A 23253-nucleotide genomic window follows, 5' to 3' on the forward strand; every position below is an offset into this window, starting at 1 on the left:
GACGAACAGCAGCTCGTCGAATTCAACGCTTGCCGCCGCTCAACTGTTCGATCCTGCTGCTTTCGGGTGGACAACCGTCCGATCACCGAGCCCGGTCAGCGTCAGAAACCGCCAGGCTCGCTGCCTCACCTCCTCAATAGTTAACCGACCGGCAAACCATCCCTTGCGCTCCGCCCCATCACCTGATACTTAGCCATTCAGTAAACTTTCCAATCGCTGAAAGCCCGTTCCATGTCGCTCGTTCTTTACGGACACCCCCTCGCCTCCTTCTGCCACAAGGTGTTGATCGCGCTTTACGAGAACGGCACGCCTTTCGAAAATCGCATCGTCGATCTGATGGATGAAACGTCGAGCGCCGATCTTTTCCGCTTCTGGCCTGTCGGCAAGATGCCGGTCCTGCGCGATGAGGCGCTGGACAGCACAATCCCCGAGACGAGCATCATCATCGAATATCTCGACCGGCATTACCCCGGCCCCATCCGCCTGCTGCCGGACGATATCGACCGGGCGCTTCGCGTCCGCCTCTGGGACCGCTTCTTCGATCTCTATGTGCAGGCGCCGCTGCAGAAGATCGTCACCGATACCCTTCGCCCGGAGGGCCGCAAGGATCCGCATGGAGTAGAAGAGGCGCGCGGCACGCTCGCGACGGCCTACGGTATGATCGAGCAGCAGCTCGGCGGCAACCAGTGGATCACGGGCGACAGCTTCACGATGGCCGATTGCGCCGCCGCACCCGCCCTCTTCTATGCCGAAACGCTCGTCCCCTTCGGCGACGACCAGCCGAAGCTCCGCGCCTATTACGAACGCCTGCTCGGTCAGCCGTCCTTTGCGCGGGTTCTGAAGGAGGCATTGCCCTACTTCAAGTTCTACCCCTATAGTCGCCAGCTCCCCGAGCGCATCCGCAACGAAATGCCCTCCGAATGATCATGGAACCTGCCGCCCTCGACCGGATGTTTCACGCTTTATCGGACCGCAGCCGCCGCGGCATGGTCGATCGCCTCGGCCGCGGCCCTGCTTCCGTCATGGAATTGGCAAGGCCTTTCTCCATGACGCTGCCGACGGTGATGAAGCATCTGACCGTACTGGAAGCGAGCGGCCTCGTGCATTCGGAAAAGAGTGGCCGCGTCCGCACCTATCGCCTGCAGCAGGAGGCGCTTGGCCATCTCGATCGCTGGATTTCCGAGCGGAAGGCAAGCTGGAACATGAGCTTTGACCGCCTCGACCACTTTCTCGCAGAGGAGGAACAGACGCCATGAGCAGCCACTCCGCCGTCCACTCGACGCTTGTCATCGAGCGCCATCTGCGCGCCTCGCCCGCCCGTGCCTTCCGCGCCTGGGCCGATCGGGAGTCCAAGCAGAAGTGGTTCGCCTGCCATGACGATTGGGTTTCGCTGGCATACAGCCTTGATTTCCGCCCCGGCGGCAAGGAACGAAACCACGTCGCAGATAGCGAAGGTCTGCTTCACGCCTATGACGCGCATTATCTCGACATCATTGAAAACGCCCGCATCATCTATGCCTACGAGATGAAGCTCGGTGAAAAACGCATCTCCGCCTCACTGGCGACCGTCACCTTCGAAGAAGGACCCGCCGGCACGAAGATGGTCTTCACCGAGCAGGTCGTCTTCCTCGACGGCTACGCCGATGACGGCCTGCGCCTGCAGGGCACCGAGATAGCGCTCGATCATTTCCAGGCCTTTGTCGAACGTGAGACAAGCCAGGTCCACTAACGCGCCGATTCCTTGCCGAGGATCGCCGCGAGCAGCTTGCCCTCTAGCTCGGCGAGTGCGGAATTGCCGTGCCGGCGCGGATGCGGATAAGGGATCGCCAGGTCGAGCGCGATCCGCCCCTCATCGAGCACGATCACCCGGTCGGCCAGATGCACCGCCTCGCTGACGTCATGCGTCACCAGGACGGCGGTAAAGCCGAGTTCGCGCCAAACGCGGTTGATAAGTTCCTGCATGCTGATGCGCGTCAGCGCATCCAGTGCCCCGAGCGGTTCGTCAAGCGCCAGCACGCCGGGCTTGCTCACCAGCGCCCGGGCAAGCGCCACACGCTGCCGCTGGCCGCCGGAAAGCCGTGACGGCCATTCGGATGCCTTTTCCGCAAGCTGGACTTCGGAGAGCACCGCGGCCGCTTCCGCCAGTGCCAACCGCCTCTCCACCTTGTCGCCGAGCCCGACGGCAACATTCTCCGCGACGCTGAGCCATGGCAGCAGCCGCGGCTCCTGGAAGACGATGCGCGCGTTCGGCTCGCCTGCACCGCCATCTGCGCTGTCGAAACGAATATCGCCCGCTGTCGGCTGATCGAGCCCCATCAGGATGCGCAGCAGCGTGCTCTTGCCGCAGCCGCTCTTGCCGATTACCGCGACGAACTGCCCCGCCGGGATATGTAGGTTGATGCCGCGCAGAACCCGGTTGCCGCCGAAGCTTTTCTCAAGGCCCGTCAGCGTGATCGAAGCGGCACCGGCTTGCGCGTCGGCTGCTTCCGTCTCGTATTCCGGCTCCCCGGCTCCCTGGAAGCGCTCATGCATGATGACGGTCATCGCGTCTCTCCTATTTCTGATAGACCGGGTTCCAGGTCAGCGCCTGCCGCTCCAGCGCCCGCGCCACGACGTCGGCGAGCTTGCCGAGCACGGCATAGATCACAAGCGCCAGCACGACGACATCCGTCATCATGAACTCGCGGGCATTGTTCGCCATATGGCCGATCCCAGAAGACGCGGCGATTGATTCCGAAACGATCAGCGTCAGCCACATAATGCCGAGCGCATAGCGCAACCCAACGAAGATTGAGGGCAGCGCGCCGGGAAAGATCACCTTGCGGAACAGCGTCCAGCCGCCCATGCCGTAGACCCTGCCCATCTCGATCAGGTCGCGGTCGACATTGCGCACGCCGTGATAGGTGTTGAGATAAACCGGGAAAAGCACGCCCAGCGAAGTGAGGAACAGCTTCGATTCTTCGCCGATCCCGAACCAGAGAATGACGAGCGGGATCATCGCCAGATGCGGGATGGTGCGCAGCATCTGAAGCGTCGTGTCCGTCAGTTGCTCGGAAATCTTCGAGACGCCGTTGGCGATCCCGAGCAGGAAGCCGATCGAACCGCCGACGATGAGGCCCGCGAAGGCCCGGCCGGCACTGACGAGAACGTCATGCGGCAGCTGCCCGGATAGCGTAGTCGACCAGAAGGCGACGGCCACATCCGCCGGCGACGGCATGACGCGCGAGGAGATCAGGCCCGCCGAAGACGCCGCCTGCCAGGCGAGAATGATCGCGAGCGGCACCAGGTAGGGCAGCAACGCTGCACGGCCTGGAAGCAGAAGGCCGAGTCGGGCCTTACGGCGCTCCCGCCCCGCGATCGTCTCCGTGAACGGCGTTTCGAAAACCGACATGCTTATCTCCTCGCTCGGTTTGACATCAGGAACCGGAAACGACCTTCAGGTTGCCGCCATGGCTGCCGCCGCCGAAGACCCGGTGGCGGCCGAAATCGCTCTTGAAGCCGTGGAGCTGCTCCTCGAGCCCGAGCCCGAGTTCGGGAAACAGAAGTTCGGCGACGCGATAGGCTTCTTCCAGATGCGGGTAGCCGGAGCCGATCACCGTCTCGATGCCGAGGTCCTGATATTCGCGAAGCCGCGCGGCCACCGTCTTCGGTGAACCCACTAGCGCCGTGCCTGCGCCGGCGCGCACCAGGCCGACACCCGCCCAGAGGTTCGGCGAGACCTCCAGCTTGTCCCGGTGACCGCCGTGGAGGGCGGCCATGCGCGCCTGGCCGACGGAATCGGACTCCTTGGCGAAACGCTGCTGCGCTTCCGCGATCGTCGCATCATCGAGCTTGGAGATCAGCCTGTCGGCCGCCGCCCATGCTTCCTCGTCGGTTTCGCGGACGATGAAATGCAGGCGGATCCCGAAGCTCACTTCGCGGCCCTTCTTGGCCGCAGCCGCGCGCACCTTCTCGATCTTTTCAGCCACCTGCGCCGGAGGCTCGCCCCAGGTCAGATACTTGTCGACGCGGCCGACCGAAAAATCGATCCCGGCATCCGACGACCCGCCGAAATAGAGCGGCGGTCGCGGGTTCTGGACGGACGGAAAGCCGAGCCTAGCCTCGGTCGCCTTGACGTACCTGCCATCGAAGCTCGCAACACCTTTCTCCAACAGCTCTTCCCAGATCGTGAAGAACTCGTCGGCATGCGCATAGCGCTCGTCATGCTCCAGATGGATGCCGTCGCCGGCAAGCTCGCTCGGGCTGCCGCCGACGACGATGTTGAGCAGCACGCGGCCGTTCGAGATGCGGTCGAGCGTCGTCGTCAACCGGGCGTAATAGGCCGGCGACGCCGTGCCGGGGCGGATCGCGACGAGGAACTTCAGCTTTTCGGTCTTGGCCGAAAGGGCTGCCGCCGTCACGAAGGATTCCTCGCAGGCAACGCCCGTTGGCAGCAGCACGCCGGAATAGCCGAGCCGGTCGGCGGCCTGCGCGATCTGGGTCATGTAGCCAATGTCCGGCGCGCGGGTCAGTTCGCTGGAGCCGAGATAGGCTCCGTCGCCGGAAGTCGGAATGAACCACAGGAAATCGATGGGCTTGGATGAGGCGCTCATTATGAAATCTCCATTGAAAATGAGAAACTGAATCAGCTCGCCTTCGGTCGCCAGACGATATCGCCCGTCGTCAGCTGCTTCGGTACGATACCGAGCTTGTAGAATTCGTCCGCAAGCGCCTGCTGGTAGGCCGCCGCATCATCGGTGATGGTCGTCACCGCGCCGAGATCGGCACCAGGCCGCGAAAGAGTCACCCTCGTCACCTCGGCCGGCACGCCGGTGATTTCGGAGAGCTCCTTGACCGTATCGTCGAGCTTGCCCTGCGCCGACTTGCCGACCTTGCCGAGTTCGTCGATCACGTCGACGATCACCTGGTCGTTGGCATCGGTAAATTCCTGGTTGGCGAGGAAATAGCTATAGGAAGTAACGATGCCCTCGGCCGTCGTCAGGATGCGGGTGTCCGGATCGACCTCGGCGATCGCAAGATAGGGATCCCAGATCGACCAGGCATCGATACTGCCGTTCTTGAAGGCAGGGGCCGCGTCCGGCGGCGCAAGATCCAGCGGCTGGACATCATCGATCGTCAGCCCTGCCTTGCGTAAGGCCTTTACCGTTACGTTATGTGCGCTTGATCCGCGCTTGAAGGCAACCTTCTTGCCCTTCAGGTCTTCGAGCGTCTTGATCGGAGAGTCCTTGTGTACGAGGATCGCCGAGCCCGCCGGGCTCCCGCGATAGGTTCCGACGTAATAGAGCTGGCCACCTGCCGCCTGCGCAAAGAGTGGCGGCACGTCCCCCGTCGCACCGAAGTCGAGCGCACCGGCACCGAGCGCCTCGAGCAACGGCGGACCGGAGGTGAATTCCGACCAGCTGACCGTGATGCTGCGATCGGCAAGCCGGCTCTCCAGCGCCCCGCGCCGCTTGGCAAGTGCGAGCACGCCGTTCTTCTGCCAGCCGATCCGGAACTCGGTGGTGGCGGCGCGTGCTGGTTTGATGGCAGGCAGAACGGCTGCCGCTGCCGCAGCACCGAAAAGTCCGAGCGTCTGGCGTCGAGAAATCATGGCAATCCCCTTTCCTTCGCGGCAGCTTCCCTGAATCTGCCGGTCGTTGCGATGACTTGATAATGAGAATGTCTATAAATTTTATCGACATTTATATTTGTCAGTTTTGCCGCTACCGAAATTTTCCTGACCGGAATGTTCCCCTTCGGCGAAATTTTATTCCAAAGCGCGCTGCGGAGGATTTTCGCAGCCGAACCGGACCGGCTTCAGTTCGGCTTTCCTGCCGCGGCACTTTCGGCTAATCATGCCGAAATTCAGGAGAAGGATCTGGCATATGGCAAAAGTCGCGTTCATCGGTCTCGGCGTCATGGGCTTCCCCATGGCAGGTCACTTGAAGACGAAGGGCGGCCACGACGTCACGGTCTATAACCGCACGGCATCCAAGGCTGCGGCCTGGGTGTCGAAATTTGGCGGCAAATCCGCACCGACGCCCGCGGAAGCGGCGGCGAATGCCGATTTCGTCTTCACCTGCGTCGGCAATGACGACGACCTGCGTTCGGTCACCATCGGCAAAGGCGGCGTTCTGGAAGGCATGAAGAAAGGCGCCGTGCTGATCGACAACACCACGGCGAGTGCCGAAGTCGCCCGCGAGCTTAATGAAGCCGCCAAGGCAAAGGGCTGCGACTTCATCGACGCCCCGGTTTCCGGCGGCCAGGCGGGTGCGGAAAACGGCGTGCTTACCGTCATGTGCGGCGGCGACGAAGCCGTCTTCCAAAAGACAAGGCCCGTCATCGACGCCTATGCCCGCATGGTCGGCCTCATGGGTCCGGCAGGTTCGGGGCAGCTCACCAAGATGATCAACCAGATCTGCATCGCCGGCATCGTCCAGGGCCTCGCGGAAGGCATCCATTTCGGCAAACGCGCCGGCCTCGACATCGAAAAGGTCATCGACGTCATCTCGAAGGGGGCCGCGGGTTCCTGGCAGATGGAAAACCGCCACAAGACAATGAACCAGGGCAAATACGACTTCGGTTTCGCCGTCGACTGGATGCGCAAGGATCTCGACATCGTGCTCACCGAAGCGCGCGCCAACGGCGCAAAACTGCCGCTGACCGCCCTTGTCGACCAGTTCTACGGCGACGTCCAAGCGATCGGCGGGAGCCGCTGGGATACGTCCTCGCTTCTGGCGCGATTGGAAAAATGATCGGTCCCTCCGCAAGCGCAGCCGAACTGATCGCGCACCTTGAGACGCTGCGCTCGGAGGAGAACGTCGCCGGCATGGCCCGTTTCGGCATCGTCACCGAAACGGCGCTCGGCATCTCCAATCCCGATCTCCAGAAAATCGCCCGCAGCGTAAAGAAGAACCACGCACGGGCACTCGAACTCTGGGCCAGCGATATCCGCGAGGCGCGCATGCTGGCCCTCTACACCGCCGAGCCGACGAAGCTCACGCCTGCGGAAGCCCGCCGCTGGGCGGAGGATTTCAACTCCTGGGAAATCGTCGATTGCGCCGCAGACCTCTTCGTCGAGGCGAGGCTCGACGACCTGATTCCGCAATTTGCCGCCGACGACCGCGAGTTCGTCCGCCGCACCGCCTTCGCCATGATCGCCGGCGCCGCCGTACACCGCAAGCAGGACCCGGACGAAACCCTCCTCGCCTGGCTCCCCCTGATCGAGGCGCATTCCGCCGACCCGCGCAACTTCGTCCGCAAGGCCGTGAACTGGGCACTCCGCAACATCGGCAAGCGCAGCCGGGCCTGCCACACCCCGGCACTCGCGCTGGCCGAACGCCTTGCCGCAAGCCCCGGCAAGACCGCCCGCTGGATCGGCAAGGACGCCATCAGGGAATTGACGAACGGGAAAGTCATGGGGCGGCTGAAGTAGGAGTTCGGGCCTCGTCCGGGCATGAGCAGCAGGCAGGGTTCCTGTCTCGCGTTACCGATCCTCCAACGTTGCTGTTTTGAGCCGTCATCGCCCCCATCTCCTCATTCCTGTGACGGGGGCAGGAATGAGGGCGATGGGGATTCGGCAGCGCAAATAGCGAACGTCGCTTGTGCTGCTACCTCGACTCAATCATCGCTGGACTTCGCATTGTCGAGCATCATGTAGTCGAGCGGCAGTTGCGTCGAATACTTGATCTGCTCCATCGCGAAAGCAGAGGAGACGTCGCGGATTTCGATCTTGGCGATCAGCCGCTTGTAGAAGGCGTCATAGGCGGCGATATCCGGCACGACCACGCGCAGCAGGTAATCGACGTCGCCGCTCATGCGGTAGAATTCGACCACTTCCGGAAAGTCGGAGACGACTTCTGAAAAGCGCCTCAACCACTCGATCGAATGCGTCGCCGTGCGGATCGAGACGAAAACCGTGACTTTGGTGTTGACCTTCTCGGGGTCGAGAATGGCGACGCGGCGCTTGATCACGCCGTCCTCTTCCATCTTCTGGATACGGCGCCAGCAGGGCGTTGTCGAAAGCCCCACCTTCTTGGCGAGATCGGCCACGGCCAAAGTCGAATCTTCTTGCAAAAGGCGCAGTATCTTGCGGTCGAGACGGTCCATATGCGAAAGCCCTGTTCGAATTATTTTCTCTATATAACGCGATTCCGGCGCGCGAAAAGAATTTTGTTTCAGGATATGAGCAATTTTACCCTATTGCGCAGTACAGGAAGCAGTTCCTCTTCGAACCAGGGATTGCGCTTCAGCCAGCCGCTGTTGCGCCAGCTCGGATGTGGCAGCGGCAACACCGCCGGGCTTAGGTTTGAAAACAGCGTCTCGCGCCACGCCTTCACAGTTTCGGTCATGTTCGGCTGGCGCAAGCCGCCCATGTGCCATGCCTGCGCATATTGCCCGACGGTCAGCACCAGCTCGATCTGCGGCATCCGGTCGATCACCTTCTGGCGCCACAGCGGCGCGCATTCCCGCCGCGGCGGCAGGTCGCTGCCCTTGGCGCCGTAGCCCGGAAAGCAGAAGCCCATCGGTACGATCGCGAACCGGTCCGGGTCGTAGAAAGTCTCGCGATCCACATGCAGCCAGCCGCGCAGACGGTCGCCGGAGGCATCGTTGAAGGGAATGCCACTTTCATGCACCCTGAGCCCCGGCGCCTGGCCCGCAATCAGGATGCGCGCAACAGACGACATCACGACGATCGGGCGCGGCTCGTGCGGCAGCGGATCGTCGGCCCGCAGCGGCGTATCACGGCAGACGCGACAGCGCGCGATTTCGCCATGCAGATCCGCAAGGATCATGCTGCCCGTCACTCCCATCCCGTCACCTGCCCGATGAGGCGCCTCACATCCTCGAAGCCAGAGCGCTCGCGCTCATGGTCGCGCACGTCGCGCGGCCGCTCGAATGTCCCCGCCCAGAGACCTGCCTTTTCCACGCGCGCCCGCTCCTCTTCCCGCTCGTAGTTCCCATAGGAGACTGCCATGCCTTTGGCGACCATCTCTGCATTGAGATCGATGCCGCCGCTCCGGCAGACGACAAGCAGCCGGTCATACTGGTCCCGTTCGCTGCCGCCGCATCGAGTATCGCTTCCGGCCACCAGCCGCTGCAACGTCTCTCTTGCCTCCCAGCCGCAGGCCCAGCGTGTTCCGCCGCGCTCACAGCTCTGGTTGAGTTCCGGCGCATCGATGCCCCTCAGCCGCATGCGCTCGGCTCGGATCGTCAGGCTATCACCGTCTGCCGCATGAAACTGCCCGGCGTGCACGGTATCGGGTGCGTCGTTGAGCTTTGCGGCGATCAGCCAGATCAGGGCGAGCATTGCGAAAGCGGTGACACCGTCGCGTATCGTTCTGAAACCACGCGCCACGCTTTCGCCTCCTTGAAAAACAAACCCTTGGCAAAAATGGCAAACAACTTCTTAAGAATTGCGGGTTACGGTGGAACCATCCGCGGATCAAGCATCATTGTGCACATGAGTACCGGCGTTAGCACATCGACCGATAAGATTATCGTCGACAAATCCCGCAGTCACCGCAACAAGCCTGTCTCCCGGGCTGTGCGGCGGACGCGCGAGCGTCTGCAATCCGGCCATTCCTCCGCCGCCGCCTTCGATCGGGACGCGCTCAGGATGTATATGAGCGCCTTCCTTCAGGGCGCGTCGATCATGCCGCTCTTCGTCATCACCATTGCCGCGCTCGGCATCTATTTCACCGGCAATACGCAGACCTTCCTCTGGGCCGTGCTGACGCTGACGGCCTACGCGGCAAACATCTATCTCGTGCGCCGCGCCCGCAAGAAAGAGATATCTCCGGAAGCGGCGCGCAAATGGCGCCGTGTCCTGCTTTTCGGCCAGTTGATGATCGGCAGTTGCTGGGCCGTCTTCGCGCTCCAGGAGTGCGACGCCTGCGACCCTTCCGGCTTCATCCTCTATAAGGGCGCAACGCTGCTGATCGCCCTTTCCGTCACCGCCATGTCGAATTTCATGCTGACGCCCGCCGTGCTCGTTGCCTTCGCACCCTCCGTCGTGGCGCTCGCCGCAAAGGCCGGCATCTCGCGCGACCTGCTCGAGCTGAGCCTCGCAGCCATTTTCACGACGACCGTCATCTTCTTCAACTACATCAGCGACCGGCTCTTCCAGCAAAACCTCAAGATCCTCTCCTTCCAGTCGGAAAAGGATGACCTGATCGCCGAGCTCGAAGTCGCCAAGTCCATGTCAGACGAAGCGCGCCGGCGCGCGGAAGAGGCAAACCTTGCCAAGTCGCGCTTCCTCGCCTCCATGTCGCATGAATTGCGCACGCCGCTGAACGCCATCCTCGGCTTTTCCGAGGTAATGTCGGCCGAGGTCATGGGCCCGCTGAACAACCCGACCTACAAGGAATACACGAACGACATCCACCGCTCCGGCCAGCACCTCTTGAACCTCATCAACGAGATCCTGGACCTTTCGCGCATCGAGGCTGGGAAATACGAACTCATCGAAGAAGCGATCTCGCTCCTCGATATCGCGGAAGATTGCATTGGCATGGTGCAGCTGCGCGCCAGGGGCAAGAACATTTCCATCACCCAGCAGTTCGAACCGGAGCTGCCGTCTGTCTGGGCCGACGAGAAGTCATTGCGGCAGGTGGTGCTGAACCTGCTGTCGAACGCCGTGAAGTTCACGCCGCAAAGCGGCGAAATCCACGTCAAGGTCGGCTGGACGGCAGGCGGCGGCCAGTACATCTCGATCAAGGACAACGGCCCTGGCATCCCCGAGGATGAAATCCCCGTCGTGCTCTCCGCCTTCGGCCAGGGCTCGATCGCCATCAAGAGCGCCGAACAGGGCACCGGCCTCGGCCTGCCGATCGTCCAGGCGATCCTTGCCAAGCACGACGGCCAGTTCGTCCTGAAATCCAAGCTGCGCGAAGGCACCGAAGTGATTGCCATCCTGCCCGCCAAACGCGTGCTGCAGAGCCTGCCCGCCGTCGAGGAAGCGCAGGCAGTGTCCCGCAAGCGGAAGAGCTTTGCTTGAATCGGCTGGTCGAGGGTTTGCTTGCGCCGTGCTGGCATGCGACCGGATCTGTCGCTTGAGGGAATGAGAAACGCAATGATCCGCATGTTGCAGGACGACGAGCACGCGCAATGGCGTTCGCTGTGGGCACAATATCTCGACTTCGACGGTAGCACACTGGATGCAAGGTCCATGATCGCACCTGGACCCGCCTCCTGGATGAAGCCGAACCGGTGCACGGCGCGCTGGCCTTTGCTGGCGGTGAGGCTGTGGGTTTCGCGCACTATATCTTCCACCGCTCGACCTGGAGCCTCAGCGATTCCTGCTATCTGCAGGATCTCTTCCTCGCGCCGGTGGTGCGCGGCAAAGAACCGGAGGATTTCGCGATCGGCGGAGTGACACCCCCCTCTGTTTACTTCAGCGACGTTGCCCGCCAGTCGACTGTGAATGGCTGCAGCCGTGATTCCTCGACAAGATCTATCTTTGAATTCGACCGGTAGGGCGGTTGAGCATCGTCTCTAGGATCGGACGAACATTCGCCTGGGAAAACCGCTATTAGGCATACTGGTTCTGGTCACGGTCTGGGATCGTTAAACGGGCTTCGAACCCGGAGCTAGCTTCGAGCGGAGGGGAAAATAGCTCCAGTTCCCCTCCCATCTGCACGGCAATGCTCTCGACAATGGCCAGGCCGACACCGGAGCCGGCGGTATTGGTCTTTCCACGGCGGAAGCGCTTCTTGATGCCCTGCAGTTCCGTCTCCGACAAGGGAGCCCCGCCGTTCACGATCCGGACGATGCCGTTTCGCTCCAGGCTGATCGTCACCGGAACGGCTGAATCCCCGTGAATAAGCGCATTTTCGATGAGATTGCGCATCACGATGCCAAATCCATCGACGTCGGCGTTGCGAACGAGTGTGGCGCCGGGCGCCACTTGATAGCGCAAGCGATCGGCGCTTTGGCTGTCCCGCCGAAAATCGTCGACGATCAGGTCGAGCACCTTGCGAAGATCGGCCGACTTGTCGCTCCCGCCGATCCCGGCCTCGGCGCGCGAAAGCTGCAGTAATTTCTCGGCCAGCCGGCCGAGCCCGACGAGTGAGGCCTCGATCTGGCGAGCGCGCCGGCGCGCGGCTCCATCCTCGAGCTCGATGATCAACCGCTGGGTCTGGGCGAGTGCCCCGGCTATCGGCGTCCGCAGTTCATGCGCACTGTTAGCGGTGAATTCCCGTTCGGCGTCGAGCGCGGATCCGAGCCTTTCGAGCAGCAGATTTATCGAGCGCGCGATCGGCAGCAGCTCCCTTGGCAGCTGGCCCGCATCGACGGGCGCTATGTTGCCGCCGTCCTTGGTCGCAATCTCCTGCCTCAGCGTATCGATCGGTCGCATCGTCCGCCGGACGATCAGCCAGACGGCCAGCACGCAGGCCGGAGCCAGGACCAGGAGCGGAACGAGCAGGATAAGGGCACTTTCGCGCACGGCCTCGCGGCGCTCGTCCAATCGGTCGGCAACTTGCAGAAAGGAAAGGCCATCGCCGGCTCTCGCGGTATAGATCCGGTATCTGTCCGTGTCGTGGAAACCGTTCGCGAGCGGGGCATCGAACGGTTCGGCGGAGGCGTCCGCCGAGCGCAGCACCAAGCCACCTTCGGCATCGCGCAGCTGATAGGTCAGATATTCCCGCGAACGACGAGGGACCGGCCTTTCGGTGTCTTCGGGATCGGCACCGTCAACATGGCGGAAATCGTCGACGATGAGTGCGGAAAGCCTTTGCGCCGTTTCCTGCAGCGCGCTGTCGAAGATCTCGTCGAACTCATGGCGCATGACCTGGATGCTGAGCACGACGGCGATGAGCCAGAAGATGATGACAACGCCGGTGATACCAAGGATCAGCGGGCGGATGAGGCTCGGTTCGCGCTTCATCTGTCTTCCAGACTATAGCCGAGGCCGCGCTGCGTCCTGATCCGGTCCTTGCCGAGCTTCTTGCGCAGGCGGCTGACGTAGACCTCGACTGTATTGCTTTCGATTTCCTGCCCAAAGGCGTAGAGAGCGTCTTCGATCCGGTCTTTTGCGACAACCGCTCCGGGCCGGGTCGCCAGAATGTCGAGGATCGCCCACTCCCGGCTCGTCAGCATGACCTTCTCGCCGGAAACGGCAAGCTCACGGTTCGGCCGGTCGATCTCGATGTTGGCGAAACGAAGCACCAGATGCGGCGTGTCGCGATAGCGGCGCGACACCGCCATGATGCGGGCTTCCAGTTCATCAAGGTTGAAGGGCTTTACCAGATAGTCGTCGGCGCCGCCGTTGAGCCCCTCGATCCGGTCGGAGATCTGGTCCCGGGCGGTGAGAATGATCACCGGCGTCGTATCCTCGAGCCGGCGCATATATTTCAGAAAGTCGATGCCGCTGCCATCCGGCAATTGTAGGTCGAGAAGGATCAGGCCGTATTCGACGGCCTCCCTGACCGCAGCGGCATCGGCGATCGTCCGTACCCAGTCGACCGCGTGCGAAGACGCGGCGACGTGGTCGCGCACCGCCTCGCCGATCGTGCCGTCATCCTCGACCAGAAGAATACGCAAACCATGCTCCCTTCGCCCTGAACGCGCCACCATAGACTAATGCCGCGATTCCGGAATTCGGAAATTTCGCTGCTTTTCAGGTTGCTGTCAGCTTCGGATGCATTGTCGCGCGAGCGGGGTGAAGCGTGTTGGCGGCACAGGCGTCTGTCGCGTCCTGACCGGAAACCACCTGACCGGGAACCACCTCCCACCCTCGCGAAACCATGATGCCAGCCAGGGAGCCGTTGAATGGCCAAGCGTGCCGTGAGCCTGTTTCAGACCGACCAAATCCTGCAGTCCGAGAAAAGGGACGAGGTCTTCAGTGAGCACGACCAGCCCGTCGGAGATTTTGCCTTCAATGCCAAGGTCGCCGACGTGTTCGACGACATGGTCAGCCGCTCCGTGCCGCATTACGAAGAAATGCAGCGCATGGTGTGCGAGCTGGCCCAGGATTTTGCCAGGCCCAACACCAATCTCTACGACATCGGCTGCTCGACCGCGACCACATTGCTGACGCTCGATCCCATCCTGGATCCGAGGGTGAAGTTCATCGGCATCGACAACGCGCCGGACATGCTGGAAAAAGCCAGCCAGAAGGTCGCGTGCAAGAGCGGCGCAGCGGCCGATCGATCTCGTTACCGCCGATCTTCACGAGGGGCTTTACATGGAGAACGCCAGCGTCGTCACAATGCTGCTGACCCTGCAATTCATCCGTCCGCTTTACCGGGAACGGGTGATGAAGATGATCTATTCAGGTTTGAACGAGCAAGGCTGCCTGCTGCTGATCGAGAAACTGACCAGCGAGGATACGACCTTCAATCGTCTGTTCATCCAGCATTACTACGATTTCAAGCGGCGGAATGGTTATTCGGATATTGAAATCGCCAAAAAACGTGAGGCGCTGGAAAACGTACTAATCCCCTATCGCCTCGAAGAGAACGTCTTGCTTCTGAAGGAAACAGGCTTCCGGCATGTCGAGGTTTTCTTCCGTTGGTACAATTTCTGCGGGATCGTTGCGGTCAAGTAAGAGCGGAAGAGCAAGGCACCTACATGAAATCGTCGATGATCCGCATCGGGAACTTTCTGTTCCGATACCGAAACCAGGCTTTTCCGATCATAATTCTCTTGCTGTTCCTCGTTGCGCCGCCGCCGAGTGGGATATTGGGCAGCACGACGCTGGCGCGCGTCAAGGACGTCGTCGCCGTGCTCGTCGCGCTTTCCGGTTTGGCGCTCCGTGCCACCGTCATTGGTTATGCCTATATTCAACGCGGCGGCCTGAACAAGAAAGTCTACGCCAAAAACCTCGTGACCGAGGGTATGTTCGGAATCTGCCGCAACCCCTTGTATGTCGGCAATCTGCTCATCTACGCGGCCGTTTTCCTGATGCACGGCGATCCGCAGGTGGTCACAACCGGCATCGCGTCGTTCCTGTTCATGTACCAGTGCATCATCTATGCGGAGGAAGATTACCTCGAGGGCAAGTTCGGCGAAGGATACCGGGTCTATTGCACCGATGTGCCGCGCTGGATACCTCGCTTCCGCAAATTCGCCGAAGCCACCGAAGGGATGGCATTCAACCTGAAGCGGGTGATCGGCAAGGATTATTCGACCATTTCGGCCACCCTGATCGCGTTGCTGTCGGTGGAGATCTATGAACACCTCGCAGTCCCGGAACCGACCGCGTACTGGTCATACCTGTTGCTGCTCGCCACTTTGATTGCGCTTACCGGTCTGATGGCCGGCGTAATCAGAATCTCAAGAAACGCGGCAACTTCCGCGAAAGTAAAGCGGTTTGAAGATAGACAACGAAGCAGGCATCCGGCTTTGCGAATGATTCGCAGACATGTTTAACCGACGAGGTGCGGCATCGTGAGCGTGTTAAAGCGCCGCGGTAGGCGCAATGAGCTCTTCATCCGACATGACAGGTTCTAAACTGCAGCCTTGTGTTCTTCGTGGGCGGCTCTCCAAATCGCACGCCCGGCCTCGACATTCATAACGGCTATGGCAAGGCCGACGATCACGTCAGGCCAGACAGATTGCCAAACGTAGGCGGTGACGAGGCCGGTCAGAAAGATCGCCACATTGGCGACGGCATCGGCGCGGGCGAAAAGAAGGGCAGCCCGGGCGAGGCTGACGCTGTGGAACCGTCCTAGCAGGAAAGCACAACTCCAGTTAACGATCAGAGCGACCGCCCCCGTCAGCCAGAGCGTAGATGGCTCCGGCGGAATGGGATTATTGAATTTGCTCCAAAGTGCCCAGAGCAGCGCCAGAGCGGGCAGGACCAGAATTCCGGCAAGCCCCATCCCCACTCGCGCCCGCGCCCTCATCGGCCATCCGAGCGCGAACGCAATCAGGACACTGACAGTAGCGCCCTTTAGGAAATCAACGCTGTCGGCAAAAAGTGAAATTGAACCAATGGAGAGGGCGACGGCGAACTCTACCCCGAAAAAAACGAAATTGAGCAGCGCCACGATCAAAACGTTACTGCGAAGGCGTGGATCAGAAAGACCGCTTTCCATCCGACACTAGCTATTGGGCGAAGCTGACAGCAACCTGAATGGTCCAGAGCATTAGTAACAACCGAAGAACACTTCTGGAGGAGCGGGCGAGCGCGACAATCGTCGTCTTCTTGATACGGCCGCCGTTCTAAGCGAAAACGATCACAATCAGGTGCGTGCCGATCGCGAAGAGGAGATAGAGCCCGCATGCGGCAATCGCGCAGAGGACGGCAAACGAGCCGAGATCCTTCGCATGCTTGCCGACCATCGAGATTTCCGGCGAGATGCGGTCGATCACCTCTTCGATTGCCGTGTTCAGCGCCTCGACAGCGAAGAGCACCAGAAAAAGCAGGACGGCGATCATCATTTCCCACAGCGACGCCCCGACGGCGGCAAGCAGGATCAGCGAAACGGCGGCGAACAGCAGCTCCTGCCGGAAGGCCGATTCCCTGATCAGGCGCTGGAAGCCCGCCCAGGAATAGGCGGCGGCAGCGAAGAAATGGCTCATACCCGTCAGTTTGCCTATGGCAGGTTTGGTCAAGGTGCGCCCTCGTCTTGCAGTCGGCGGCGGCCGCAGCCACCGCCCATCGGTCAAAATGCGAATACCGGTTCCAGGCTTCCGCCGCAAGCATCCGTCACCCGCCTGATAAAAGCTGTAGCACTCAGTGCTTGTTGGTGACGCCCGCCTGCGAGAAGGTCGCCATTCCGGAATGGCAGGCTGCCGCGGCCTTCACGATGCCAGCGGCAAGGGCTGCACCCGTACCCTCGCCGAGCCGCATGCCGAGCGCCAGAAGCGGCGTCTTGCCGAGCATCTCGATCGCCCTGAGATGCCCCGGTTCGCTGGAGACATGGCCGATCAGGCAGTGATCGAGCGCCGACGGATTGGCCGCATGCAGGATGGCGCCCGCCGCCGTCGCCACATAGCCGTCGATTAGCACCGGTATCTTCTCGACGCGCGCCGCAAGGATGGCGCCGGCCATCGCCGCGATCTCGCGGCCGCCGAGGCGGCGCATGATTTCCAGCGGATCGTTCAGATGGTCGCGGTGCAGCTCGACGGCGCGCTCGACGGCCGCAACCTTGCGCTCCAGCATCTCGCCCTCGGAGCCGGTTCCCGGCCCCACCCAGTCGCGTGCCGAACCGCCGTAAAGCGCGTAGTTGATCGCAGCCGCGATCGTCGTGTTGCCGATTCCCATCTCGCCGATGCAGAGCAGATCCGTGCCGCCCGCAATCGCCTCCATGCCGAAGGCCATGGTCGCCGCGCAATCGCGCTCGGAAAGTGCTGCCTCTTCGGTGATATCGCCGGTCGGATAGTCGAGCGCCAGGTCGAAGACCTTGAGACCGAGATCGTATGCGACGCAGATCTGGTTGATCGCAGCACCCCCGGCGGCGAAATTCTCCACCATCTGCTGCGTTACCGCCGGCGGAAAGGGCGTGATGCCCTGTCTCGCCACGCCGTGATTGCCGGCGAAGATCGCAACCAGCGGCCGGTTGACGGAGGGCGCCCTGCCCGTCCAGGCCGCCAGCCAGAAGGCGATCTCCTCGAGCCTGCCTAGCGCGCCCGGAGGCTTCGTCAGCTGCGCGTCGCGCTCGCGCGCGGCCACCAGCGCCCGGGTATCCGGTCCCGGCAGATCGCGCAGCAGCGCACGGAAATCGTCGAACGGCAGGCCTGAAACGCTCATGAATGCGGCTTCCTTGTATTCTGTGTTTTTGTCCCGAAGGTCCGGGCCTGCTTGTCTTTTGCGGGCAAATCGGCTTCTTTCGTCGCAACTCTATTAAAGGCAGCGGCCAGGCGTCACAACTCCAAAAGCGCCGCACCTTTCCGGCATGACATGGGGGACATGATCATCAAGGCCTATGCGCTCGACACTGCCCGCGCCGTCGCTTTCCTGAGCCGGCTTCCCGTGCCGCAATGGGTCTTTTCCGGAGACGACGGTAAGCTCAGCCGCACCGTGCGCGCCTTCCCGCTCGCCGGGATTGTCATCGGGGTCATCCCGGCCCTCGCCTTCCTCATCTTGCTTGCGCTGCGCGCCGACCGGCTGATGGCAGCCCTCGTCGCCCTTGCCGTCCAGTCTCTCATTGCCGGCGCACTGCACGAAGACGGGCTCTCCGATACCGCCGACGGCATCGGCGGCGGACGCGACCGCGATCATGCGCTGGCGATCATGAAGGACAGCCGCATCGGCAGCTATGGCGCAATCGCCCTGATCTTCTCGATAGCACTTCGCGCCGCGGCCCTTGCCGCCATCGCCCGCGAGGTCGCCCCGCTTGCCGCCGCCCTCGCGATCCCAGCAGCCGCCTGCCTCAGCCGCGCCGCCCTCGTCTGGCACTGGCACCGTCTGCCGTCCGCAAAGACGGACGGCATCGCCGCCGCCTCGGGCCAGCCGGGCGAAAGCGCCATGCATGTCGCGCTCGTATCCGCCTGCCTTTTCTCGGCCCTTCTCGTCTGGCCAGCGCTCGGCCTGTTGGCGCTCGTCTGCAGCCTGCTTGCAACCGGCATTGCGGTCATCGCCTTCACCCTCTATATCCGCCGCAAGCTTGCCGGCCATACCGGCGACACGCTCGGCGCCGCCCAGCAGATTTCCGAAATCGCTGCCTTCTGCGCCCTTGCCACCGCCTTGTGAAATCACGATATTCTGCTCATGCAAACGCCCTGCATCCACCTATGCGCGATCGACACAGCAACCGGCTTTTGCAGGGGCTGCGGCCGCACGCTTGCCGAGATCGGCGACTGGATGTCCTATTCGGATGAGGAAAGGCAGCGCATCATGACTGTCCTTGCCGCGCGCCTCTTTGCCGAACCGGCGACCCGGCTTCGCGAGACGTCCGCAATGCCGGAGCAGCGTTCATGAACCGGCTCGGGCTCTTCCTTCTGATCCTCGGAATCGGGCTTGCCGTCCTCGTCTACAACCACGACAGCGACCGCGTGCTCGGCATGAACATCGACGATTTCGGCCGCATGGTCTATCTCCTGCCGATCGTGCTGATGCTGTCGGCCGGCATCTGGGCAAGCCGACGCAGCGCCGGCGAAACGATGCGCAACCTGATGATCTGGCTGGTCATCATCCTGGCGCTCGCAACCGTCTATCTCTACCGTCAGGACCTCCTCGGCGTCGGCAACCGCCTGCTTGCCGGCCTCGTGCCCGGCCGTGCCGTTGTCGTCACCACCAGCGAAGGCGGCAGCGAGATCATCCTGCACAAGCTGCTGAACGGCCATTTCGAGGCCGACGTCTCCGTCAACGGCCAGACGATCCCGATGCTCGTCGATACCGGCGCCAGCATGGTGGCCTTGTCGCAGGCCGACGCCGAGCGCATCGGCATCATCCCCGAAAATCTCACTTACTCGATGACCGTCATGACCGCGAACGGCCGCGCCCGCGCCGCGCCGGTGACGCTCGACCGCGTCGCCATCGGCCCCATCGTGCGCACCGGCGTCGCCGCCAGCGTCGCCGAAGACGGCGCGCTCGACCAGAGCCTGCTCGGCATGAGCTTCCTCCAAACGCTGGGTTCCCTGCAGATGCAGACGGACGAGCTCAGGATGCGCGACTAGCAGCAGGCGCGTCACCACAGCGCCACAGCTCTGCATACGCGATGACGTTAATTCGCGATACATAGCCGATGGGATATGCTCGTTTGGAGTCCACTGCTCGCAATCTCTGTGCATATCGACGCACCTTCTTGACTCACTCATACCTCACGGGATATACGTTAATTCATAGCCAACGGGGTATAGATCCCATATGTCGAACGCGCCAGATATGCTCTTCCGAACGCTCGCCGATCCGACCCGGCGGGCTCTCTTCGAACGGCTGTGCCGCGAAGGAGAAAAGACGGTCGGGGCTCTGACGGCCCAGGCCGGGGTCTCGCAGCCGGTCGTTTCAAAGCATCTTGGGGTCCTGAAGCAGGCCGGGCTGGTGCGCGACCGCCACGAAGGCCGCCACACGCACTATAGCGCGCAGCTCGGCGCCTTGGCCCCGCTGATCGACTGGACAAGCCAGATGGCCGGCTTCTGGCAGAGCCGGTTCGACGACCTCGAAGACTTGCTCAAAAGGATGGACCAATGAACAAACCCGCGACCGAAACGCTTTCCGTCGTTGTCGAACGGGAGATCCCTTATCCACCAGACAGGATCTGGCGCGCGCTCACGCAACCACACCTGATCGAGGAGTGGCTCATGAAGAACGACTTCAAGCCTGACATAGGCCACCGTTTCAATCTTCGCGGAGACTGGGGCGGCGTGCTGGACTGCGAGGTCCTCGCCGTCGAGCCGAACAAAACTCTGTCCTACACCTGGAACTTCGCGCACGACGATGCTGCCTACAATCTGCAAAGCGTGGTGACCTTCACGCTGACACCAACAAGCGCAGGCACCCACCTGCGTATGGAGCAGTCGGGCTTCCGGCCGGATCAGAAGCAGGCCTACGGCGGCGCAAAGGCAGGCTGGAAGCAGTTCTTTGCGAAACTGGAAGAGGTCCTAGAGCGGACGGAGTGAGGTGATGCCATGACCGAGACCAAAAGCATCGTCGTTGAGCGCAGAATGCAGCATCCTCCGGAGAGGATCTGGCGCGCGCTCACGCAAACCGAGCTCATCGCCGAATGGCTGATGCAAAACGACTTCGAGCCGACCGTCGGTCATCGCTTCCAGTTTCGTGCAAAGCCCATGCCGGGCTGGTCGGGCATCACCAACTGCGAAGTGCTGGAAGTGGATGTGCCCAAGCGGCTCGTTTATCGCTGGGGCGACGGAACGGAATCGGACAGTGGCCTGAGCACTGTGGTGACCTGGACTCTGACGCCGGCGGACAACGACACGCTGGTGCGGATGGAGCAGTCGGGATTCCGTCCGCAGGACGAAGCAGGCTACAAGGGCATGGGCAGCGGCTGGCCGCGCATTCTCGAACGGCTGGAGCAGATCATGGAACGTGAAGTTCCGCCAAGGAGGCCCCATTGAATTGGAGTAATTGGATTCGGCAGTTCCACCGCTGGCTGTCCATCGTCTTCACAGTGACAGTCATCGCAAATTTCGTCGCGATGGGATTGGGGGAACCTCCCGGTTGGATCGTCTATTCGCCGTTGCCGCCGCTGTTTTTGCTTTTGTTCACCGGTCTCTACATGTTCGTTCTGCCCTATATCACCCAGTGGCGCGGCGAACGGCGCATCGGCGGAGAGGCGTGAACGCAATGAACGGCAAGACACCCAGGCAACCAGCGAAGGCGGCGAAGGAGGCGAAGGAGGCCGCGGCCAAACCGGCCTTCACAGAGCCGGTACTTCTTTCAGGCGGCAACCCCCAAATCCCGAAGGGCTACGGCGACGCCCCCGTGCAGGCCTACATCGCGGCCATGCCGGGCTGGAAAAGCGACCTCGGACGCCGCCTCGACGCGCTCATCGAGCGCACCGTCCCCGGCGTGCGCAAGGCGGTCAAATGGAACTCGCCCTTCTATGGAGTTGAGGACGATGTCTGGTTCCTCAGCTTTCATTGCTTCACGAAATACGTGAAAGTAACCTTCTTCCGCGGCGTGTCGCTGCAACCCGCACCGAAGGGAAAGTCAAAGTACGAGGCTGTGCGCTATCTCGACATCCATGAGGGCGAACTCGACGAAGCGCAGTTCGCCGATTGGGTGAAGCAGGCCAGCCAATTGCCCGGAGAACGGATGTGAGCGGGTAGTCGCGAGGTGCCCCAAAGATGAGAGTCGACCTATGAACGACGACGTTGGCGAACACCGAGTTCCAACGGCGCATCCGTGCCGCTATTTGTCAATCGGCAGAAACAGGTGTTCGATAGATCAATAGACATTGGGTATTTGAAGCAAGTTCAAGCGCATGTCGCCGAACTGGCTTGCGGCGTCATAGACACCGTGACGCACATGGGATGGCAGCTTCCGGGTGCGGGCCGGGTAAGCCGATCACGGAGCGACGCTAGACGAGTCTGCCACCAATTTACTAGCTTCGGCGGCACCTCATGTAGCAATTTGACAAGGAAGAAAGCGACAAACACCATGAAGAACAGCGCCTCGAAGGAAGCCGAAGCCTCTCCCTCTCAGTTGATCGATGCAAAGATCGCGGCGCTGGGCGACTGGCGGGGCGAAACGCTTGCACGGATCCGAACCCTCATCAAGGAAGCCGACCCGGACGTGGTCGAGGAGGTGAAATGGAGAAAGCCCTCGAACATATTGGGGGTTCCCGTGTGGGAACACGCCGGCATGCTCTGCACCGGCGAGACCTACAAGGACAAAGTGAAGCTGACCTTCGCCAAGGGCGCCTCGCTGGAGGACCCTTCAGGCCTCTTCAACTCCAGCCTCGAAGGCAACATGAGGCGCGCGATCGATTTCCACGAGGGCGGCGAGATCGATGACACGGCGTTGAAGGCGCTCATTCGCGCCGCCGTGGCGCTGAACACGTCTCAGAAGAGACCAAAGAGCGCTTGAAGAGCAGCGCATAGCGTCAAGGTCCGGCTCTATATTCTTCAACCCATGGAACCTTGCGTCCCGCATTTGGGTTGAATGGATTGAAAGGAGGCGCTGGTCATGGACAATCCCTCAAAGCAACTTGCGGAAGAATATATCCGCCTGGGCGGCCATCGCCGCGCTGTCATCGACGATAACATCGTATCCACCCGCTGCTGGGAAAAGGATACGCCCGAGGCCGCGCAATTCTGGACAGACCGCATCGATACGCTGGATGCTGCCCGCCGCAGACAGGTCGTGTCCTTTCTGCCGACAATCAACAGGATCTGATTGCAGGCCGGCAATTTCTCGGAAAGGAGGCCGATCATGTCGAACAGCGCCAGGACCGGCGGCACGGAGGCATTTAACGGCATCAGCCGCACCCGGTTCGGCAAATCGGTCGAAAGCCGGGCCCAGATTGACGATGCCGCCAGGCAAGCCTCTTTCACACCGGATGACGGCGAAGCCCTCAATGTCTACCGCCTCGTGCCCGTCGCGGCCGCCGACGACCTGAACTGGCAGAATTCGCCCTCGCAAGGCGAAGTCGTGGTCGCGGCGCGCACGGCCGGTGATGCCCGCATCGTTGCCGCAAGCCGCGAACTCGATTTCATGGAGATCGATTCCGCACCTGCCGATGACGTCACCACGATCAACGCCAGCGCCTTCCGCAACGACAAGCTCTATACCGTCATCGAGATCGAGCATGGCAGGCGCGACCTGCGGCGCGGCGTCCTCGAAGGCGACATCGCCGTCAACAACATCCGCCCGACGCAAGGCTGAGCTTCAGGGAATGGCATTGCCATCAGTCAATCATG

At 61.8% G+C, this 23253-nt stretch carries 32 protein-coding genes; 20 read left to right on the plus strand and 12 right to left on the minus strand.

All coding sequences use genetic code 11. From position 1 onward, the window contains the following. Nucleotides 1-231: 231 nt before the first annotated feature. The 3 genes from ACZ9BX_RS06140 to ACZ9BX_RS06150 are packed head-to-tail and all read left to right on the plus strand — an operon-like array spanning nt 232 to nt 1729. Complete coding sequence (locus ACZ9BX_RS06140) at nt 232-924, plus strand: glutathione S-transferase family protein (protein WP_132566461.1); 693 nt, start codon at nt 232-234, stop codon at nt 922-924. Continuing rightward, nucleotides 921-1256 (plus strand): ArsR/SmtB family transcription factor, encoded by a 336-nt coding sequence (locus tag ACZ9BX_RS06145; RefSeq protein WP_476216443.1) that lies wholly within the window; start codon nt 921-923, stop codon nt 1254-1256. Before ACZ9BX_RS06140 ends, ACZ9BX_RS06145 begins: the two co-directional genes overlap by 4 nt. After that, nucleotides 1253-1729: an SRPBCC family protein gene (locus ACZ9BX_RS06150; RefSeq protein ID WP_476216444.1), complete on the plus strand. Its 477-nt coding sequence runs from the start codon at nt 1253-1255 to the stop codon at nt 1727-1729. The genes ACZ9BX_RS06145 and ACZ9BX_RS06150 overlap by 4 nt, the downstream gene beginning before the upstream one ends. Here the strand turns inward: ACZ9BX_RS06150 and ACZ9BX_RS06155 are convergent. From ACZ9BX_RS06155 to ACZ9BX_RS06170, 4 genes are read right to left on the minus strand one after another with little or no spacing between them, the layout of a single operon-like run. After that, nucleotides 1726-2544: an ATP-binding cassette domain-containing protein gene (locus ACZ9BX_RS06155; RefSeq protein WP_476216446.1), complete on the minus strand. Its 819-nt coding sequence runs from the start codon at nt 2542-2544 to the stop codon at nt 1726-1728. The two genes, ACZ9BX_RS06150 and ACZ9BX_RS06155, sit on opposite strands and share 4 nt — an antisense overlap. 10 nt (nt 2545-2554) lie before the next feature. Further along, nucleotides 2555-3391, minus strand: a complete 837-nt coding sequence (locus ACZ9BX_RS06160) for an ABC transporter permease subunit (protein ID WP_476216448.1) — start codon at nt 3389-3391, stop codon at nt 2555-2557. Between the two features lie 25 nt (nt 3392-3416). Next, the gene (gene ssuD / locus ACZ9BX_RS06165; RefSeq protein WP_132566476.1) at nt 3417-4592 is read right to left on the minus strand and encodes an FMNH2-dependent alkanesulfonate monooxygenase; all 1176 of its coding nucleotides are present in this window, start codon (nt 4590-4592) and stop codon (nt 3417-3419) included. 32 nt (nt 4593-4624) lie between these two features. Next, nucleotides 4625-5590, minus strand: a complete 966-nt coding sequence (locus ACZ9BX_RS06170) for an aliphatic sulfonate ABC transporter substrate-binding protein (protein ID WP_476216451.1) — start codon at nt 5588-5590, stop codon at nt 4625-4627. Between the two features lie 274 nt (nt 5591-5864). On the opposite strand from ACZ9BX_RS06170, the gene ACZ9BX_RS06175 reads away from it, so the two are divergent. Together ACZ9BX_RS06175 and ACZ9BX_RS06180 are read left to right on the plus strand one after the other, a co-directional pair. Further along, the gene (locus ACZ9BX_RS06175) at nt 5865-6734 is read left to right on the plus strand and encodes an NAD(P)-dependent oxidoreductase (protein WP_476216453.1); all 870 of its coding nucleotides are present in this window, start codon (nt 5865-5867) and stop codon (nt 6732-6734) included. Further along, nucleotides 6731-7414, plus strand: a complete 684-nt coding sequence (locus ACZ9BX_RS06180) for a DNA alkylation repair protein (protein ID WP_476216455.1) — start codon at nt 6731-6733, stop codon at nt 7412-7414. Before ACZ9BX_RS06175 ends, ACZ9BX_RS06180 begins: the two co-directional genes overlap by 4 nt. A 185-nt stretch (nt 7415-7599) precedes the next feature. Here ACZ9BX_RS06180 and ACZ9BX_RS06185 read toward each other — a convergent pair whose 3' ends face one another. The 3 genes from ACZ9BX_RS06185 to ACZ9BX_RS06195 form a co-directional block, all read right to left on the minus strand. Next, nucleotides 7600-8088 carry an Lrp/AsnC family transcriptional regulator gene (locus ACZ9BX_RS06185; RefSeq protein ID WP_027511876.1) on the minus strand — a complete coding sequence of 163 codons (489 nt, stop codon included), beginning with the start codon at nt 8086-8088 and terminating at the stop codon, nt 7600-7602. 68 nt (nt 8089-8156) lie between these two features. After that, complete coding sequence (locus tag ACZ9BX_RS06190; protein ID WP_476216457.1) at nt 8157-8774, minus strand: uracil-DNA glycosylase family protein; 618 nt, start codon at nt 8772-8774, stop codon at nt 8157-8159. A gap of 8 nt (nt 8775-8782) precedes the next feature. Then, nucleotides 8783-9337, minus strand: a complete 555-nt coding sequence (locus tag ACZ9BX_RS06195; protein WP_476216459.1) for a thermonuclease family protein — start codon at nt 9335-9337, stop codon at nt 8783-8785. 105 nt (nt 9338-9442) lie between these two features. On the opposite strand from ACZ9BX_RS06195, the gene ACZ9BX_RS06200 reads away from it, so the two are divergent. Together ACZ9BX_RS06200 and ACZ9BX_RS06205 are read left to right on the plus strand one after the other, a co-directional pair. Beyond that, a complete protein-coding gene (locus ACZ9BX_RS06200) occupies nt 9443-10978 on the plus strand; it encodes a sensor histidine kinase (protein ID WP_476216460.1) in 1536 nt (511 codons plus the stop codon). Between the two features lie 212 nt (nt 10979-11190). Further along, on the plus strand, nt 11191-11457 hold the full coding sequence (locus ACZ9BX_RS06205; protein WP_476216462.1) for a hypothetical protein: 267 nt from the start codon (nt 11191-11193) through the stop codon (nt 11455-11457). Nucleotides 11458-11512: 55 nt separating this feature from the next. Here ACZ9BX_RS06205 and ACZ9BX_RS06210 read toward each other — a convergent pair whose 3' ends face one another. Together ACZ9BX_RS06210 and ACZ9BX_RS06215 are read right to left on the minus strand one after the other, a co-directional pair. Then, nucleotides 11513-12868, minus strand: coding sequence for an ATP-binding protein (locus ACZ9BX_RS06210; RefSeq protein WP_476216463.1), 1356 nt, complete (start codon nt 12866-12868; stop codon nt 11513-11515). After that, on the minus strand, nt 12865-13524 hold the full coding sequence (locus ACZ9BX_RS06215) for a response regulator (RefSeq protein WP_476216464.1): 660 nt from the start codon (nt 13522-13524) through the stop codon (nt 12865-12867). The genes ACZ9BX_RS06210 and ACZ9BX_RS06215 overlap by 4 nt, the downstream gene beginning before the upstream one ends. A 228-nt stretch (nt 13525-13752) precedes the next feature. Here ACZ9BX_RS06215 and ACZ9BX_RS06220 point away from each other — a divergent pair, with 228 nt between their 5' ends. Continuing rightward, nucleotides 13753-14382 carry a class I SAM-dependent methyltransferase gene (locus ACZ9BX_RS06220; protein ID WP_476216465.1) on the plus strand — a complete coding sequence of 210 codons (630 nt, stop codon included), beginning with the start codon at nt 13753-13755 and terminating at the stop codon, nt 14380-14382. Between the two features lie 246 nt (nt 14383-14628). Next, nucleotides 14629-15354 carry a methyltransferase family protein gene (locus tag ACZ9BX_RS06225; RefSeq protein WP_476216466.1) on the plus strand — a complete coding sequence of 242 codons (726 nt, stop codon included), beginning with the start codon at nt 14629-14631 and terminating at the stop codon, nt 15352-15354. A gap of 77 nt (nt 15355-15431) precedes the next feature. On the opposite strand, the gene ACZ9BX_RS06230 is transcribed toward ACZ9BX_RS06225, so the two are convergent. The 3 genes from ACZ9BX_RS06230 to cobT form a co-directional block, all read right to left on the minus strand. Further along, nucleotides 15432-16022 carry a cation efflux transmembrane domain-containing protein gene (locus ACZ9BX_RS06230; protein WP_476216467.1) on the minus strand — a complete coding sequence of 197 codons (591 nt, stop codon included), beginning with the start codon at nt 16020-16022 and terminating at the stop codon, nt 15432-15434. Nucleotides 16023-16149: 127 nt separating this feature from the next. Beyond that, nucleotides 16150-16542 (minus strand): diacylglycerol kinase, encoded by a 393-nt coding sequence (locus tag ACZ9BX_RS06235; RefSeq protein ID WP_476216468.1) that lies wholly within the window; start codon nt 16540-16542, stop codon nt 16150-16152. A 121-nt stretch (nt 16543-16663) separates the two neighbouring features. Continuing rightward, the gene (gene cobT, locus ACZ9BX_RS06240; protein ID WP_476216469.1) at nt 16664-17680 is read right to left on the minus strand and encodes a nicotinate-nucleotide--dimethylbenzimidazole phosphoribosyltransferase; all 1017 of its coding nucleotides are present in this window, start codon (nt 17678-17680) and stop codon (nt 16664-16666) included. A gap of 159 nt (nt 17681-17839) precedes the next feature. Between cobT and ACZ9BX_RS06245 the strand changes: the two genes are divergently transcribed. The 11 genes from ACZ9BX_RS06245 (at nt 17840) to ACZ9BX_RS06295 (ending at nt 23218) form a co-directional block, all read left to right on the plus strand. Beyond that, the gene (locus ACZ9BX_RS06245) at nt 17840-18622 is read left to right on the plus strand and encodes an adenosylcobinamide-GDP ribazoletransferase (RefSeq protein ID WP_476216470.1); all 783 of its coding nucleotides are present in this window, start codon (nt 17840-17842) and stop codon (nt 18620-18622) included. An 18-nt stretch (nt 18623-18640) separates the two neighbouring features. Then, the gene (locus tag ACZ9BX_RS06250; RefSeq protein WP_132566521.1) at nt 18641-18850 is read left to right on the plus strand and encodes a DUF1289 domain-containing protein; all 210 of its coding nucleotides are present in this window, start codon (nt 18641-18643) and stop codon (nt 18848-18850) included. Further along, complete coding sequence (locus ACZ9BX_RS06255; protein WP_027511889.1) at nt 18847-19548, plus strand: TIGR02281 family clan AA aspartic protease; 702 nt, start codon at nt 18847-18849, stop codon at nt 19546-19548. Before ACZ9BX_RS06250 ends, ACZ9BX_RS06255 begins: the two co-directional genes overlap by 4 nt. A 190-nt stretch (nt 19549-19738) precedes the next feature. Further along, the gene (locus tag ACZ9BX_RS06260; protein ID WP_087001547.1) at nt 19739-20062 is read left to right on the plus strand and encodes an ArsR/SmtB family transcription factor; all 324 of its coding nucleotides are present in this window, start codon (nt 19739-19741) and stop codon (nt 20060-20062) included. Next, nucleotides 20059-20490: an SRPBCC family protein gene (locus ACZ9BX_RS06265; protein WP_027511891.1), complete on the plus strand. Its 432-nt coding sequence runs from the start codon at nt 20059-20061 to the stop codon at nt 20488-20490. Before ACZ9BX_RS06260 ends, ACZ9BX_RS06265 begins: the two co-directional genes overlap by 4 nt. Nucleotides 20491-20499: 9 nt before the next feature. Then, on the plus strand, nt 20500-20946 hold the full coding sequence (locus tag ACZ9BX_RS06270; protein ID WP_476216471.1) for an SRPBCC family protein: 447 nt from the start codon (nt 20500-20502) through the stop codon (nt 20944-20946). After that, on the plus strand, nt 20943-21170 hold the full coding sequence (locus ACZ9BX_RS06275; protein ID WP_476216473.1) for a hypothetical protein: 228 nt from the start codon (nt 20943-20945) through the stop codon (nt 21168-21170). Before ACZ9BX_RS06270 ends, ACZ9BX_RS06275 begins: the two co-directional genes overlap by 4 nt. A gap of 5 nt (nt 21171-21175) precedes the next feature. Next, nucleotides 21176-21652 (plus strand): DUF1801 domain-containing protein, encoded by a 477-nt coding sequence (locus ACZ9BX_RS06280; RefSeq protein ID WP_476216475.1) that lies wholly within the window; start codon nt 21176-21178, stop codon nt 21650-21652. 339 nt (nt 21653-21991) lie between these two features. Further along, a complete protein-coding gene (locus ACZ9BX_RS06285) occupies nt 21992-22420 on the plus strand; it encodes a DUF1801 domain-containing protein (protein WP_476216477.1) in 429 nt (142 codons plus the stop codon). A gap of 99 nt (nt 22421-22519) precedes the next feature. Further along, nucleotides 22520-22729: a hypothetical protein gene (locus tag ACZ9BX_RS06290; RefSeq protein ID WP_037142889.1), complete on the plus strand. Its 210-nt coding sequence runs from the start codon at nt 22520-22522 to the stop codon at nt 22727-22729. A 36-nt stretch (nt 22730-22765) separates the two neighbouring features. Further along, nucleotides 22766-23218 (plus strand): hypothetical protein, encoded by a 453-nt coding sequence (locus ACZ9BX_RS06295; protein ID WP_132566539.1) that lies wholly within the window; start codon nt 22766-22768, stop codon nt 23216-23218. The last annotated feature ends 35 nt before the right edge of the window (nt 23219-23253 follow it).

Source organism: Rhizobium sp. USDA 3886 (genome assembly GCF_056279785.1).